Below are 16,400 nucleotides of genomic sequence, written 5' to 3'. Positions count from 1 at the left end.
CCTCTGCAGTATCCAGCGGCACAACTGCTGGTTACGCGAATGGCGGGCCGGGAACCCCGGTCCGCCTTCGCCGTCTAAGGGACGTGTAAACAGGCCAAGTCATACGCCAGTAGCTCAATTGGCAGAGCAGCGGTCTCCAAAACCGCAGGTTGGGGGTTCGAGTCCCTCCTGGCGTGCCACTTGCCACACTCTATCCAGTGACCTTGGTCGCACCAGCAGCAAGAGTCGGATGAATAGCAAGATCGAGCACTCCAAGAGCACCGCATCGGGTGTTGATATCGCCAAGTACGTCGGGGCTGCATTGTTGGCTCTGGCGGGTCTGTTCTTCTGGTTCTGGTTTTCCTCGCCCGAGCAGGCAGCCCGGTTGGGTGCCTGGTCGGGCCAGTTGCGTGTGCTGGCGGTCGTCGTCGGGCTGGTGGCAGGTGTTGCCGTGTTTATGATGACCGGTAAGGGGCATCAGGTTCGCGAATTTCTTTCCGAATCCCGTTTCGAGCTGCGCAAGGTTGTGTGGCCGACCCGCCAGGAAGCTATCCGCATGACGTGGGTGGTAATTGTGGTGGTGATCGTGCTGAGCCTGCTGCTGGGTGGTTTTGATTTCGTGATCCAGAAACTGACCCAGTGGTTCTTTGGGCGTTGAGGAGTTAACAGTGAAACGTTGGTACGTCGTCCACGCCTATTCAGGTTTTGAGAAGTCGGTTGCGCAGGCGTTGCGTGATCGCATTGTGCGTGACGAGATGCAGGAGCGTTTCGGTGATGTGCTGGTTCCCACCGAAGAGGTGGTCGAGATGCGCTCCGGTCAGAAGCGCCGTTCCGAGCGCAAGTTCTTCCCCGGGTACGTGCTGGTTCAGATCGAAACCCATGAAGAGGCCGGTATTCCGCGTATCGACAACGAAAGCTGGCATCTGGTGAAGGAAACTCCGAAGGTCATGGGTTTTATCGGTGGCACTGCCGATCGCCCGTTGCCGATTCGCGACGAGGAGGCGGCCGCCATCTTGGATCGTGTCCAGGAAGGTGTGGAGAAGCCGCGTCCGAAGGTGCTGTTCGAGCCGGGTCAGATGGTCCGTGTCATCGAGGGGCCGTTCAATGACTTCAATGGCGTCGTCGAGGAAGTCAATTACGAAAAGAGCCGCCTGCGTGTTGCGGTGCTCATTTTCGGTCGTTCCACGCCGGTGGAGCTGGAGTTCGGTCAGGTCGAAAAGGCCTCTTGATCGATAGGCATTCGCCCATTCAGGCGATTGGCGTAAAAGTTGCTATAATTTTCGGCTCTTTCCTCGGAAAGGTGCGATCAAGGGCTGCCGAGAGGTGGCCTTTGGTGTGATTTCAAAACGCGAAAGCCGGGACGCGTGATTCCCGGTCCGATGGGGAGCCTGTTGTCGAAAGGCGCTAGCACCCGGAGAAAAACTCATGGCTAAGAAAGTAATTGGCTACATCAAGCTGCAGGTGAAGGCCGGTCAGGCCAACCCCTCGCCGCCGGTCGGCCCGGCGCTGGGTCAGCGCGGTCTGAACATCATGGAATTCTGCAAGGCGTTCAATGCCGCCACGCAGAAGCTGGAGCCGGGTCTGCCGGTGCCGGTGATCATCACGGCCTATTCGGACCGTACCTTCACCTTCATCACCAAGAGCACCCCGGCCACCGTGCTGCTCAAGAAGGCTGCCGGCATCACCTCGGGCTCGAAGAAGCCCAACACCGACAAGGTGGGCAAGGTCACGCGCGCGCAGCTGGAAGAAATCTGCAAGGCGAAGGAGCCGGATCTGACGGCTGCTGACCTGGACGCCGCCGTGCGTACGATCGCGGGCTCCGCCCGTTCCATGGGCCTGGTGGTAGAGGGTTAATCTGATGGCACAGACCAAGCGTGAGAAGGCCATCAAGGCCGCCGTCGTTCCGGGCAAGGCATACGCCTTCGAAGAAGCGATCAACATCCTGAAGACCGCCACCAAGGCCAAGTTCGTCGAGTCCATCGACGTTGCTGTGCGCCTGGGCGTGGATGCGAAGAAGTCCGACCAGCAGGTGCGCGGTTCGACCGTGCTGCCGGCCGGTACCGGCAAGTCGGTCCGTGTGGCCGTGTTCGCTCCGGCCGGTGCCAAGGCGGATGAAGCCCTGGCCGCTGGCGCCGAAGCCGTCGGTATGGACGATCTGGCCGAGAAGATGCAGGCCGGCGATCTGAACTATGACGTGGTCATCGCCACCCCGGACGCGATGCGCGTCGTGGGTAAGCTGGGCACCGTGCTGGGCCCGCGCGGCCTGATGCCGAACCCGAAGGTCGGCACTGTGTCGGCCAACCCGGGCGAAGCGGTGAAGAATGCCAAGTCGGGTCAGGTGCGCTACCGCACCGACAAGGCCGGCATCATCCACTGCACCATCGGCAAGGCCAGCTTCGACAACGCCGCACTGCAGTCGAACCTGCAGGCGCTGCTGGTCGATCTGATCAAGGCCAAGCCGGCCACCTCGAAGGGCACCTACCTGCAGAAGGTTTCGGTGAGCTCGACGATGGGCCCGGGCGTGACGGTTGATCAGTCCTCGCTGACCCTGAAGTAATCGTTTCAAGCGGGTGCGGTGCCTATGGGCGCCGCATCCGTCATTTTGAAGGCGTTGCCCGGGTCCGCCCGGGTGATAGCGTCAAAGACCGCAGGCGCGGTCAGCGCATACCGGCGACGGGCACGGAAGCTCGATCTGGCAAGGAGTCGCCGCCGGCATAGCGGGAGCGCTTAATCGATTCGTTCTGAATCACCCTGCGTAGATGGTGCCGCCTTTCTGGAATTTTTCTGGTTCACGCACGTCTGGGGTAACCCAGGTTCGCCCACTCCAGCTCTAGAACGGCCACCACCGGAGCGTCACCCCGATGCTCCCGGCGTCCAGGATGGAAGCCGCCCAGGACCGCACACGGCAGGAGCCGTAAGCGGAGTTCAATAGGAGGAGTGCAATGGCTCTCAATCTGTCCCAGAAGCAAGAAGTAGTCGCCGAGCTGGCAGACGTCGCCGCCAAGGCCCACTCCTTGATCGCAGCCGAATACGCTGGCACCACGGTCGCCAGATGACCGCGATGCGCAAGCAGGCGCGTGAAACCGGTGTTTTCTTGAAAGTTGTCAAGAACACGCTGGCCGCACGTGCCGTTGAAGGCACCGATTTCGCATGCGCCCAGGACCAGCTGGTTGGTCCGCTGCTGTATGCGTTTTCGCTCGAGGAGCCCGGCGCAGCCGGTCGCCTGATCAAGGATGCCGCCAAGGGCAATGACAAGCTGAAGGCGAAAGTCGTGGCAATCGGCGGGGAACTGTTCCCGGCTGGCCACGTTGACGTGCTGGCATCGCTGCCGACCCGTGATCAGGCCCTGGCCATGCTGGCCCGCGTCCTGACCGAGCCGGTCACCATGTTCGCGCGCGCCGTCAAGGCTGTCGGTGAAAAGCAGGAAGGTGGCGCAGCTGCAGAAGCTGCCGAGCCGGCTGCTGAAACCGCCTAAGTTCGACGTCCCCGTGGTTCCGTACGGAACCTCAATCCAGAATATTTTCAAAAGGTAATCAAAATGTCCCTTACCAACGATCAGATCGTCGACGCAATCGCCGAAAAGTCCCTGATGGAAGTGATGGAGCTGGTCAAGGCCATCGAAGAGAAGTTCGGCGTTTCCGCCGCTGCTCCGGTTGCCGTTGCCGCTGCCGGCCCGGCTGCTGTGGTTGAAGAGCAGACCGAATTCAACGTCATCCTGAAGGATGCCGGCGCCAAGAAGGTCGAAGTGATTAAGGCCGTTCGTGCCATCACCGGCCTGGGCCTGAAGGAAGCGAAGGATCTGGCCGAAGCCGGTGGCGTCGTGAAGGAAGGCGCTTCGAAGGAAGACGCCGAGAAGTTCAAGAAGGATCTGGAGGCCGCCGGTGCTACCGTCGAGCTGAAGTAATCAGTTCTTGCATCGTCATCGATTCACGGCGATGCAGCCAAGGCTGGGGACGTAAGTCCCCGGCCTTTGGTCGTTTCAAACCGCAAGTGGATTGCGGGTGTGGTACCTGGCGCGCGGTTGGTGACGATCTGACGCGCTGGTAAAGCCCAACTCCGTGTTCCAAGCGAGTTGGCAGTTGGAAGTAGCAGGAGAAGGCGTGCTGGTGCCGGCAATACCAGCGACTTCCAACTGGCAATTCAAGTTTCCTTACGGGTCGTGGACGCACGGCTCGCACAACAAGGTGGAAGACCTCATGACGTCCTATTCGTACACCGAAAAAAAGCGAATCCGCAAAGACTTCGGCAAGCAGCGCTCGATCCTCGAAGTGCCGTTCCTGCTCGCCATCCAGGTCGATTCGTACCGCGAATTCCTGCAGGAGAACGTTGATCCGGCCAAGCGCTCGGAGCACGGCCTGCATGCCGCACTGAAGTCGGTGTTTCCGATCTCCAGCTACAGCGGCAACGCTGCGCTGGAATATGTCGGTTACAAGCTGGGCGACCCGGTGTTTGACGAGCGCGAATGTCGCCAGCGTGGCATGAGCTACGGCGCGCCGCTGCGCGTGACCGTACGCCTGGTCATCTATGACCGCGAATCGTCCACCAAGGCGATCAAGTACGTGAAGGAGCAGGAGGTCTATCTGGGCGAAATCCCGCTGATGACCGACAACGGCACCTTCATCGTCAACGGTACCGAGCGCGTCATCGTGTCGCAGCTGCACCGTTCGCCGGGCGTGTTCTTCGACCACGACCGTGGCAAGACCCACAGCTCGGGCAAGCTGCTGTACAGCGCCCGCATCATTCCTTACCGCGGTTCCTGGCTGGACTTCGAGTTCGACCCGAAGGATGCGCTGTTCACCCGTATCGACCGTCGCCGCAAGCTGCCGGTATCGATCCTGCTGCGCGCGCTCGGCTACAGCAACGAAGAGATGCTGGCCGAGTTCTTCGAGATCAACACGTTCCACATCAACCCGGACGAGGGCGTGCAGCTGGAGCTGGTGCCGGAGCGTCTGCGTGGTGAAACGCTGAACTTCGACCTGGCTGATGGTGACAAGGTCATCGTGGAAGCCGGCAAGCGCATCACCGCCCGCCACATCAAGCAGCTGCAGGCCTCGGGCATCGCCGCGCTGGCGGTGCCGGACGACTACCTGGTCGGCCACATCCTGTCGCACGACGTGGTCGATGCGAACACCGGTGAGCTGCTGGCCCAGGCCAACGACGAGATCACCGACGAGCAGCTGCAGAACTTCCGCAAGGCGGGGGTGGATGCGGTCGGCACCCTGTGGGTGAACGATCTGGACCGCGGTCCGTATCTGTCCAACACCCTGCGTATCGATCCGACCAAGACGCAGCTGGAAGCGCTGGTCGAGATCTACCGCATGATGCGTCCGGGCGAGCCGCCGACCAAGGATGCCGCGCAGAACCTGTTCCACAACCTGTTCTTCACTTTCGAGCGTTACGACCTGTCCACGGTCGGTCGCATGAAGTTCAATCGCCGTGTCGGCCGCAAGGAAGTCACCGGCGAAGCGGTGCTGTACGACCGCAAGTACTTCGGCGAGCGCAACGACGAGGAATCCAAGCGTCTGGTTGCCGCCCATGGCGAAGGTTCGGACATCCTGGACGTGATCAAGGTGCTGACCGAGATCCGCAACGGTCGTGGCGTGGTCGATGACATCGATCACCTGGGCAACCGTCGCGTGCGTTCGGTCGGTGAAATGGCCGAGAACGTGTTCCGCGTCGGCCTGGTCCGGGTCGAGCGCGCGGTCAAGGAACGCCTGTCGATGGCCGAGTCCGAAGGCCTCACGCCGCAGGAGCTGATCAACGCCAAGCCGGTCGCTGCCGCGATCAAGGAATTCTTCGGCTCCTCGCAGCTGTCGCAGTTCATGGACCAGAACAACCCGCTGTCGGAAGTGACCCACAAGCGTCGTGTCTCGGCATTGGGCCCGGGCGGTCTGACCCGCGAACGTGCCGGCTTCGAAGTGCGCGACGTGCACCCGACCCATTACGGCCGCGTCTGCACCATCGAAACCCCGGAAGGCCCGAACATCGGCCTGATCAACTCGCTGGCCGTGTACGCCCGCACCAACGAGTACGGTTTCCTGGAAACCCCGTATCGCAAGGTGCACGACGGCAAGGTCAGCGACGATATCGAGTATCTGTCGGCGATCGAAGAAAACGAGTACGTCATCGCCCAGGCCAATGCCCTGACCAATGGCGACAACATGCTCACCGAGACCTTCGTGCCGTGCCGTTACCAGGGCGAATCGCTGCTCAAGCCGCCGGCCGAAGTGCACTTCATGGACGTCTCGCCGATGCAGACCGTGTCGGTCGCCGCGGCGCTGGTGCCGTTCCTGGAGCACGATGACGCCAACCGTGCACTGATGGGCGCCAACATGCAGCGTCAGGCCGTGCCGACGTTGCGTGCGCAGAAGCCGCTGGTCGGTACCGGTATCGAGCGTGCCGTGGCGCGTGACTCCGGCGTGACCGTGAACGCCCGTCGTGGTGGCGAGATCGTGCAGATCGACGCCGGCCGCATCGTGGTCAAGGTCAACGAGAACGAGATCACCGACGCCGCTGATGCCGGCGTGGACATCTACAACCTGATCAAGTACACCCGCTCGAACCAGAACACCTGCATCAACCAGCGTCCGCTGGTGAACGTGGGTGATGTGATCGCGCGTGGCGACGTGCTGGCCGATGGTCCGTCCACCGATATCGGTGAGCTGGCGCTGGGTCAGAACATGCTGATCGCGTTCATGCCGTGGAACGGCTACAACTTCGAAGACTCCATCCTGCTGTCCGAGCGTGTGGTGGAAGAGGATCGTTACACCACGATCCACATCGAAGAGCTGACCTGCGTCGCGCGTGACACCAAGCTGGGGCCGGAGGAAATCTCGGCCGACATCCCGAACGTGTCCGAGCAGGCGCTGAACCGCCTGGACGAGTCCGGCGTGGTGTACATCGGTGCCGAAGTGCGCTCCGGCGACATCCTGGTGGGCAAGGTCACGCCGAAGGGCGAGAGCCAGCTGACTCCGGAAGAGAAGCTGCTGCGCGCGATCTTCGGTGAGAAGGCGTCCGACGTTAAGGACAGCTCGCTGCGCGTGCCGCCGGGCATGGACGGCACCGTCATCGACGTGCAGGTCTTCACCCGCGACGGCATCGAGAAGGACAAGCGTGCACGCCAGATCGAGGAAAGCGAGATCAAGCGCGTCAAGAAGGACTTCGACGACCAGTTCCGCATCCTGGAAGCGGCCATCTATGCCCGTCTGCGCTCGCAGATCGTGGGCAAGGTCGCCAACGGCGGTGCCAGCCTGAAGAAGGGCGACATCGTCTCCGACGCGCTGCTGGACGGGCTGAAGAAGTCCGACTGGTTCACCCTGCGCATGAAGGATGACGACGCGGCCGAAGCCATCGAACGCGCGCAGATGCAGATCCAGGCGCACGAGAAGGAATTCGAGCGTCGCTTCGCCGACAAGCGCGGCAAGATCACCCAGGGTGACGATCTGGCACCGGGCGTGTTGAAGATGGTCAAGGTGTTCCTGGCCGTGAAGCGTCGCATCCAGCCGGGTGACAAGATGGCAGGCCGTCACGGCAACAAGGGTGTGGTTTCCAACGTGGTGCCGGTCGAGGACATGCCGTACATGGCTGACGGTACCTCGGTGGATATCTGCTTGAACCCGCTGGGCGTGCCGTCGCGTATGAACATCGGCCAGATTCTGGAAGTGCACCTGGGCTGGGCCGCAAAGGGTCTGGGCAAGCGCATCCAGAAGATGCTCGAAGAGCAGCGTGCGGTCAGCGAGCTGCGCGAGTTCCTGGGCAAGATCTACAACCACGACAACGGCACTGCCGGCGAGCGCGTGGACCTGAGCCAGTTCAGCGACGAGGAGCTGCTCGGCCTGGCCAAGAACCTGACCGACGGTGTGCCGATGGCTACCCCGGTGTTCGACGGCGCCCACGAAGACGAAATCCGCGAGATGCTGAACCTGGCATACCCGGATGGCGCTCCGGAAACCGAACGTCTGGGCTTCAACGCCACCAAGACGCAGATGCAGCTGCATGACGGCCGTACCGGTGAGGCGTTCGACCGTCTGACCACGGTGGGCTACATGCACTACCTGAAGCTGAACCACCTGGTCGACGACAAGATGCACGCCCGTTCGACCGGCCCGTACTCGCTCGTCACCCAGCAGCCGCTGGGCGGCAAGGCGCAGTTCGGTGGCCAGCGCTTCGGTGAAATGGAAGTCTGGGCGCTGGAAGCCTACGGCGCGGCCTACACCCTGCAGGAGATGCTGACGGTGAAGTCCGATGACGTGCAGGGCCGCAACCAGATGTACAAGAACATCGTCGACGGTGAGCACGAGATGGTCGCGGGCATGCCGGAATCCTTCAACGTTTTGGTGAAGGAAATCCGTTCGCTGGCCATCAACATGGAACTGGAAGGCAACTGATCGCGCAGGCGCTGCTGCATCTGATGCAGCAGCGCCGCCCGCAGTGAACTGACAGCCCATCGACAAAGATTTCCTCCTTTCGGAGAACACCATGAAAGACCTGCTCAACCTCTTCAACCAGCAGCGCCAGACGCTGGACTTCGACGCGATCAAGATCGCGCTGGCCTCGCCGGACCTGATCCGTTCGTGGTCCTTCGGCGAAGTGAAGAAGCCGGAAACCATCAACTACCGTACCTTCAAGCCGGAACGCGACGGCCTGTTCTGTGCCGCCATCTTTGGCCCGGTCAAGGACTACGAGTGCCTGTGCGGAAAGTACAAGCGCATGAAGCACCGCGGCGTGGTCTGCGAGAAGTGCGGCACCGAGGTGACCCTGGCCAAGGTGCGCCGCGAGCGCATGGGCCACATCGACCTGGCCTCGCCGGTCGCCCACATCTGGTTCCTTAAGTCGCTGCCCAGCCGCATCGGCCTGATGCTGGACATGACCCTGCGCGACATCGAGCGCGTGCTGTACTTCGAAGCCTACGTGGTGACCGAGCCGGGTCTGACCACGCTGGAGCGCCGTCAGCTGCTGACCGAAGAGCAGTACCTGCAGGCCCGCCAGGAGCACGGTGACGATTTCGACGCCGCCATGGGCGCCGAGGCCGTGTTCGAACTGCTGCGCACCATCGACCTGCAGGCCGAAATGGTCCGCCTGCGCGAGGAAATCGCCAGCACCGGTTCGGAAACCAAGCTCAAGCGTCTGACCAAGCGCATCAAGCTGGTCGAAGCCTTCCTTGAATCGGGCAACCGTCCGGAGTGGATGGTGATGACCGTGCTGCCGGTGCTGCCGCCGGATCTGCGTCCGCTGGTGCCGCTGGATGGTGGCCGCTTCGCGACCTCGGATCTGAACGATCTGTACCGCCGCGTCATCAACCGCAACAACCGTCTGCGTCGCCTGCTGGAGCTCAATGCGCCGGACATCATCGTGCGCAACGAAAAGCGCATGCTGCAGGAATCGGTTGACGCCCTGCTGGACAACGGCCGCCGCGGCCGCGCCATTACCGGCACCAACAAGCGTCCGCTCAAGTCGCTGGCCGACATGATCAAGGGCAAGCAGGGTCGGTTCCGCCAGAACCTGCTCGGCAAGCGCGTGGACTACTCGGGCCGTTCGGTGATCACCGTCGGTCCGTACCTTAAGCTGCACCAGTGCGGCCTGCCGAAGAAGATGGCGCTGGAGCTGTTCAAGCCGTTCGTGTTCGCCAAGCTGCAGCGTCGCGGCTTGGCCACCACCATCAAGGCCGCCAAGAAGCTGGTCGAGCGCGAAGAAGGCGAAGTCTGGGACATCCTGGAAGAAGTCATCCGCGAACATCCGGTGCTGCTGAACCGTGCGCCGACCCTGCACCGTCTGGGCATCCAGGCGTTCGAACCACTGTTGATCGAAGGCAAGGCCATCCAGCTGCATCCGCTGGTGTGTACCGCATTCAACGCCGACTTCGACGGTGACCAGATGGCCGTCCACGTGCCGCTCTCGCTGGAAGCCCAGCTGGAAGCGCGTGCGCTGATGATGTCCACCAACAACATCCTGTCGCCGGCCAACGGCGAGCCGATCATCGTGCCGTCGCAGGACGTGGTGTTGGGCCTGTACTACATGAGCCGCTCGCTGGTGAACAAGAAGGGCGAGGGCATGGTCTTCGCCAACACCGACGAAGTGAAACGCGCTACGACAACCGTCTGGTCGAGCTGCATGCCCAGGTCAAGGTGCGTATCACCCACGTCGAGCGTGATGCCGATGGCAACAAGGTCAAGCGCACCTCGATCGAGGACACGACCGTGGGTCGTGCGCTGCTGAGCGAGATCATGCCCGAGGGCCTGCCGTTCGAGCTGTGCAACACCGAGATGACCAAGAAGAACATCTCGCGCCTGATCAACCAGAGCTACCGTCTGCTGGGTCTGAAGGACACCGTGGTGTTCGCCGACAAGCTGATGTACACCGGCTATGCCTACGCCACCCGCGCCGGCGTGTCGATCGGTATCGACGACATGCTGATCCCGGATGCGAAGAAGGGCATCCTGGGCGAAGCCGAAGCTGAAGTGCTGGAAATCCAGGAGCAGTACCAGTCCGGTCTGGTCACCGCTGGCGAGCGTTACAACAAGGTGGTCGACATCTGGTCGCGCACCAACGAGCGCATCGCCAAGGCGATGATGGAAACCATCGGTACCGAGAAGGTGGAAGACGCCGAAGGCAAGGTCGTCGACCAGAAGTCGATGAACTCGCTGTACATCATGGCCGACTCCGGTGCGCGTGGTAGCCAGGCGCAGATCCGTCAGCTGGCCGGTATGCGTGGCCTGATGGCGCGTCCGGACGGCTCGATCATCGAGACGCCCATCAAGGCGAACTTCCGCGAAGGCCTGAACGTACAGGAGTACTTCAACTCCACCCACGGTGCCCGTAAGGGTCTGGCCGATACCGCGCTGAAGACGGCGAACTCCGGTTACCTGACCCGTCGTCTGGTCGACGTGGCCCAGGACGTGGTGATCACCGAAGTCGACTGCGGCACCGTCGAAGGCCTGACCATGACGCCGATCGTGGAGGGCGGCGACGTGGTGGAGCCGTTGAAGGACCGCGTGCTGGGTCGCGTGGTTGCCGAGGACGTGTTCCTGCCGGGCAACGACGAGGATCCGATCGTGACCCGCAACACGCTGCTCGACGAGCAGTGGGTGGCCAAGCTGGAAGAAGCCAGCGTGGAGTCCATCAAGGTCCGCTCGACCATCACCTGCGAATCGGCATTCGGTGTCTGCGGTCTCTGCTACGGCCGCGATCTGGCCCGTGGCCACATCGTCAACATCGGTGAAGCGGTCGGTGTGATCGCCGCGCAGTCGATCGGTGAGCCGGGTACCCAGCTCACCATGCGTACGTTCCACATCGGTGGTGCGGCATCGCGTGCGGCGGCGGTGGACAACATCACCGTCAAGACCACCGGTTCGGTGAAGTTCTCCAACCTCAAGCACGTCGAGCACGCCAACGGTTCGCTGGTGGCGGTGTCGCGTTCGGGCGAAATCTCGGTCCTGGATCCGCACGGTCGCGAGCGTGAGCGCTACAAGCTGCCGTACGGTGCCAACATCACGGTCAAGGACGGTTCGGAAATCAAGGCTGGCCAGACCGTGGCGACCTGGGATCCGCATAACCACCCGATCGTGTCGGAAGTGGCCGGTTTCATCCGCTTCATCGACTTCATCGACGGCGTCACCGTCATCGAGAAGACCGACGAGCTGACCGGTCTGGCCTCGCGTGAAATCACCGATCCGAAGCGTCGCGGTTCGCAGGCCAAGGATCTGCGTCCGATCGTGCGCATCGTCGATGCCAAGGGCAATGACCTGACCATCCCGGGTACCGATCTGCCGGCGCAGTACTTGCTGCCGCCGCGCTCGATCGTCAACCTGCAGGACGGGGTGCCGGTCGGCGTGGGTGACGTGGTCGCCAAGATTCCGCAGGAAGCCTCCAAGACCCGCGACATCACCGGTGGTCTGCCGCGCGTTGCCGACCTGTTCGAAGCGCGCAAGCCGAAGGATCCGGCGATCCTGGCCGAGCGTTCGGGTATCATCAGCTTCGGCAAGGACACCAAGGGCAAGCAGCGCCTGATCATCAAGGACACCGATGGTTCGGAGCACGAAGAGCTGATTCCGAAGTACCGCCAGATCATCGTGTTCGAAGGTGAGCACGTGAGCCGCGGCGAAACCATCGTGGACGGCGAGCCGAGCCCGCAGGACATCCTGCGCCTGAAGGGTGTGGAAGAGCTGGCCCGCTACTTGGTCAAGGAAATCCAGGACGTGTACCGCCTGCAGGGCGTGAAGATCAACGACAAGCACATTGAAGTGATCTCGCGTCAGATGCTGCGCAAGGTGGAAATCACCGATCAGGGCAACAGCAAGTTCCTGAATGGCGAGCAGGCCGAGCGCCAGCGCGTGATCGAGGAAAATGCGAAACTGATCGCCCGCAATGAGCTGCCGGCCCGTTTCGATCCGGTGCTGCTGGGTATCACCAAGGCCTCGCTGGCGACCGAATCGTTCATCTCGGCCGCATCGTTCCAGGAAACCACGCGCGTGCTGACCGAAGCGGCCGTCCGCGGCACCTCGGACAATCTGCGCGGTCTGAAGGAAAACGTGATCGTCGGCCGCCTGATTCCGGCGGGTACCGGTCTTGCGTACCACACCAAGCGCCGTCGCAGTGCGTCCGGCCTGACCGAGTCTGAAATCCAGACCCTGTCCGGCACCGCAGCGGCTCCCGAAGTGGAGGTTGCAGCCCCGGAAGTCGAACAGACTGTCGGTGGCGAAGAGTAATAGTGACGACTGGCCGGCCCGTTCGCGGGCCGGCGGTTCGACCTGAACGGGGTACATGGAGGCCCCCCTGTAACGGCTCTGGATCAGGGCCGGCCTGACTGAGGCGCGTTTGACTGTGCTTTTGACGGGTTGCTACAATCGTCTGTCTCAGCAGGCCAAAAATTTGGCCTGCTTTACAATTTCCGCATCTCTGGCCGTTTTTACGGCCCCAATCAGAAGAACCTACTGATGGCGACGATCAACCAGCTGGTCCGCAAGCCGCGGCAAGCGACCACGTACAAGAGTGCCTCGCCGGCACTCGACAAATGCCCGCAGCGTCGTGGCGTTTGCACCCGTGTTTACACCACCACCCCGAAGAAGCCGAACTCGGCTCTGCGTAAGGTTGCCAAAGTGCGCCTGACGAACCAGGAAGAGGTCATCAGCTACATCGGTGGTGAAGGCCATAACCTGCAGGAGCACTCCGTGGTCCTGATCCGCGGTGGTCGCGTCAAGGATCTGCCGGGTGTGCGTTACCACACCGTGCGCGGCTCGCTCGATGCTGCCGGCGTTGCCAAGCGTCGCCAGGCCCGTTCCAAGTACGGCGCCAAGCGTCCGAAGGCTTAAGGAGTAGACTATGTCCCGTAAAGGTAATACTCCGCAGCGCGCTGTCCTGCCGGATCCGAAGCACGGAAGCGAAACCATCGCCCGTTTCATCAACATGGTCATGCTCAGCGGCAAGAAGTCCGTCGCCGAGAAGATCGTGTATGGCGCCATGGACGTGATCGGTGAAAAGAACCCGAACGCCGTTGAACTGGTGCAGAAGGCCCTGGACAACGTTGCTCCGTCGGTCGAAGTGAAGTCGCGCCGCGTTGGTGGTGCCACCTACCAGGTGCCGGTCGAAGTGCGCTCCTCGCGCAAGATGGCGCTGGCCATGCGCTGGCTGATCGATTCGGCCCGCAAGCGTGGTGAAAACACCATGCCGCGCAAGCTGGCTGCTGAACTGCTGGACGCTTCGGAAAACCGCGGCGGCGCTATCAAGAAGCGCGAAGAAACCCACCGTATGGCGGAAGCGAACAAGGCGTTCGCGCACTACCGCTGGTGAGTTCCAAAGGGACCTTGAGTACTGGGTCCCGGGCACCAACTGGTGCCACTGTGGCGCTTTGAGCGCCGCTTCAACCCGAAGGCCGCCGAAAGGCGGCGTTCGGCCATTCCGAAATACGAAGAATCTGAGAGGCTCCCTGTGGCCCGCACTACTCCCATCGAGCGTTACCGTAACTTCGGCATCATGGCCCACATCGATGCCGGCAAGACCACCACGTCCGAGCGCATCCTGTTCTACACCGGCAAGAACCACAAGCTGGGCGAGACGCACGATGGCTCCGCCACCATGGACTGGATGGAGCAGGAACAGGAGCGTGGCATCACGATCCAGTCCGCTGCGACCACCGCGTTCTGGAAGGGCATGGACAAGTCCCTGCCTGAGCACCGCTTCAACATCATCGACACCCCCGGGCACGTCGACTTCACCATCGAAGTGGAGCGCTCGCTGCGCGTGCTCGATGGTGCCGTGTTCGTGCTGTGTGCCGTGGGTGGCGTGCAGCCGCAGTCGGAAACCGTGTGGCGCCAGGCCAACAAGTATCAGGTTCCGCGCATTGCGTTCGTCAACAAGATGGACCGCACCGGTGCCAACTTCTTCAAGGTCCGTGACCAGCTGAAGGCCAAGCTCGGCGCCGTTGCCGTGCCGATGCAGCTGCCGATCGGCGCTGAGGAAGGCTTCAAGGGCGTCGTCGATCTGCTCAAGATGAAGGCGATCCACTGGGATGAAGCGTCCCAGGGCATGAAGTTCGAGTACGCCGAAATTCCGGCCGAGCTGCAGGCGCCGGCCGAAGAGGCTCGCAACTTCATGGTGGAAACCGCCGCTGAAGCCAGCGAAGAGCTGATGGAAAAGTACCTGGGTGGCGAAGAGCTGTCCGAGGCCGAGATCATTGGCGCGCTGCGTACCCGTACGCTGGCCACCGAGATCGTGCCGATGTACTGCGGCTCGGCGTTCAAAAACAAGGGCGTGCAGGCCATGCTCGACGGCGTCATCCAGCTGCTGCCGTCGCCGGTGGACGTGCCGGACGTCAAGGGTGTGGACGTCGACGACGAAACCAAGGAAATGACCCGCAAGTCCGACGACAAGGCTCCGTTCTCGTCGCTGGCGTTCAAGATCATCACCGACCCGTTCGTCGGCGCGCTGACCTTCTTCCGTGTCTACTCCGGCACCCTGAACGGTGGCGACACTGTGCTGAACTCGGTGAAGAACAAGAAGGAGCGTATCGGCCGCATCCTGCAGATGCACTCCAACAACCGCGAGGAAATCAAGGAAGTGTTGGCCGGTGACATCGCCGCTGCCGTGGGTCTGAAGGACACCACGACGGGTGACACCCTGTGCTCGATCGATGCACCGATCGTGCTTGAGCGCATGACCTTCCCGGAGCCGGTCATCTCGATGGCTGTCGAGCCGAAGACCAAGACCGACCAGGAAAAGATGGGTCTGGCCCTGGGCCGTCTGGCGCAGGAAGATCCGTCGTTCCGCGTCAAGACCGACGAAGAATCCGGCCAGACCATCATCTCGGGCATGGGCGAGCTGCACCTGGACATCATCGTTGACCGCCTCAAGCGCGAGTTCAACGTTGAAGCCAACGTCGGCAAGCCGCAGGTGGCCTACCGTGAAACCATCCAGCTTCTGACGTCAAGTCCGATTACAAGCACGCCAAGCAGTCCGGTGGTAAGGGCCAGTACGGTCACGTTGTGATCGAGCTGTCGCCGATCACCGCTGAAGACCGCGCCGATCCGAAGATCGCTCCGCTGATCAAGGACGATTTCCTGTTCATCAACGACATCACCGGCGGCGTGATCCCGAAGGAATTCATTCCTTCCGTGGAAAAGGGCCTGCGCGAAACCATCACCAGCGGTCCGCTGGCTGGCTTCCCGGTGGTGGATGTCAAGGTCAAGCTGGTGTTCGGCTCGTACCACGACGTCGACTCCTCGGAAATGGCGTTCAAGCTCGCTTCGTCGATGGCCTTCAAGCAGGGCTTCGCCAAGGCCAAGCCGGTGCTGCTGGAGCCGATCATGAAGGTCGAGATCGTGACCCCGGAGGATTACCAGGGCGACGTGATGGGCGACGTGAGCCGCCGTCGTGGCGTGCTGCAGGGCTCGGGCACCACCGGTGACGGTTCGGCCAGCATCATCAATGCGATGATCCCGCTGGGCGAAATGTTCGGTTACGCCACCGCGCTGCGTTCGCAGACCCAGGGTCGCGCAACCTTCACGATGGAATTCGACCATTACGAGCCGGCGCCGAACAACATCGCCGAAACCGTCATCAAGAAGGGCTGAGCCTCGCTCAGCCTCTTCTGACCCCACTTACGAACTATTTAAGGTAGAACAAAAATGGCAAAGGGTAAGTTCGAACGTACCAAGCCGCACGTCAACGTCGGCACCATCGGTCACGTCGACCATGGCAAGACCACGCTGACCGCTGCGCTGACCAAGATTGGCGCTGAGCGCTTCGGTGGCGAATTCCACGCGTACGACGCGATCGACAAGGCTCCGGAAGAGAAGGCCCGCGGTATCACGATTTCGACCTCGCACGTCGAATACGAATCCGCCACCCGTCACTACGCCCACGTGGATTGCCCGGGTCACGCCGACTACGTCAAGAACATGATCACCGGTGCCGCCCAGATGGACGGC

Annotated in this window: 10 protein-coding genes, 1 tRNA gene and 3 pseudogenes; all 14 read left to right on the top strand. The window is 61.9% G+C overall.

What is annotated here, in order from left to right; genetic code table 11:
* The first annotated feature begins 103 nt into the window (after positions 1 to 103).
* Positions 104 to 179: transfer RNA gene (locus JCM9942_RS03100), tRNA-Trp, on the top strand.
* Between the two features lie 50 nt (positions 180 to 229).
* The gene (gene secE / locus JCM9942_RS03095; RefSeq protein ID WP_054657547.1) at positions 230 to 637 is read left to right on the top strand and encodes a preprotein translocase subunit SecE; all 408 of its coding nucleotides are present in this window, start codon (positions 230 to 232) and stop codon (positions 635 to 637) included.
* 10 nt (positions 638 to 647) lie between these two features.
* Positions 648 to 1,208 carry a transcription termination/antitermination protein NusG gene (gene nusG / locus JCM9942_RS03090; protein WP_054657545.1) on the top strand — a complete coding sequence of 187 codons (561 nt, stop codon included), beginning with the start codon at positions 648 to 650 and terminating at the stop codon, positions 1,206 to 1,208.
* A 196-nt stretch (positions 1,209 to 1,404) separates the two neighbouring features.
* Complete coding sequence (gene rplK, locus JCM9942_RS03085; protein WP_054657543.1) at positions 1,405 to 1,833, top strand: 50S ribosomal protein L11; 429 nt, start codon at positions 1,405 to 1,407, stop codon at positions 1,831 to 1,833.
* Positions 1,834 to 1,837: 4 nt separating this feature from the next.
* Positions 1,838 to 2,536, top strand: coding sequence for a 50S ribosomal protein L1 (rplA, locus tag JCM9942_RS03080; protein ID WP_054657540.1), 699 nt, complete (start codon positions 1,838 to 1,840; stop codon positions 2,534 to 2,536).
* 385 nt (positions 2,537 to 2,921) lie between these two features.
* Positions 2,922 to 3,454, top strand: a pseudogene (gene rplJ, locus JCM9942_RS03075) (50S ribosomal protein L10).
* A 63-nt stretch (positions 3,455 to 3,517) separates the two neighbouring features.
* Positions 3,518 to 3,883 carry a 50S ribosomal protein L7/L12 gene (rplL, locus tag JCM9942_RS03070; RefSeq protein ID WP_054657537.1) on the top strand — a complete coding sequence of 122 codons (366 nt, stop codon included), beginning with the start codon at positions 3,518 to 3,520 and terminating at the stop codon, positions 3,881 to 3,883.
* A gap of 292 nt (positions 3,884 to 4,175) precedes the next feature.
* Positions 4,176 to 8,366 carry a DNA-directed RNA polymerase subunit beta gene (gene rpoB / locus JCM9942_RS03065; RefSeq protein ID WP_054657549.1) on the top strand — a complete coding sequence of 1,397 codons (4,191 nt, stop codon included), beginning with the start codon at positions 4,176 to 4,178 and terminating at the stop codon, positions 8,364 to 8,366.
* Positions 8,367 to 8,457: 91 nt separating this feature from the next.
* Positions 8,458 to 10,692: pseudogene (locus JCM9942_RS20635) on the top strand (hypothetical protein); the annotation flags it as partial.
* Positions 10,693 to 10,715: 23 nt separating this feature from the next.
* Positions 10,716 to 12,683, top strand: coding sequence for a DNA-directed RNA polymerase subunit beta' (locus JCM9942_RS20630; RefSeq protein WP_425478301.1), 1,968 nt, complete (start codon positions 10,716 to 10,718; stop codon positions 12,681 to 12,683).
* 228 nt (positions 12,684 to 12,911) lie between these two features.
* Positions 12,912 to 13,286: a 30S ribosomal protein S12 gene (rpsL, locus tag JCM9942_RS03055; protein ID WP_004145320.1), complete on the top strand. Its 375-nt coding sequence runs from the start codon at positions 12,912 to 12,914 to the stop codon at positions 13,284 to 13,286.
* Between the two features lie 10 nt (positions 13,287 to 13,296).
* Positions 13,297 to 13,764 carry a 30S ribosomal protein S7 gene (gene rpsG, locus JCM9942_RS03050; RefSeq protein ID WP_054657535.1) on the top strand — a complete coding sequence of 156 codons (468 nt, stop codon included), beginning with the start codon at positions 13,297 to 13,299 and terminating at the stop codon, positions 13,762 to 13,764.
* A 138-nt stretch (positions 13,765 to 13,902) separates the two neighbouring features.
* Positions 13,903 to 16,043, top strand: a pseudogene (gene fusA / locus JCM9942_RS03045) (elongation factor G).
* A 54-nt stretch (positions 16,044 to 16,097) separates the two neighbouring features.
* A partial coding sequence (locus JCM9942_RS03040; RefSeq protein WP_172675031.1) for a GTP-binding protein occupies positions 16,098 to 16,400 on the top strand: 303 nt, incomplete at its 3' end.

Origin of the sequence: Stenotrophomonas pictorum JCM 9942, from assembly GCF_001310775.1 — a bacterium.
Lineage (GTDB): Bacteria > Pseudomonadota > Gammaproteobacteria > Xanthomonadales > Xanthomonadaceae > Stenotrophomonas > Stenotrophomonas pictorum.
This window is presented reverse-complemented; position numbering and strand designations above follow the sequence as displayed.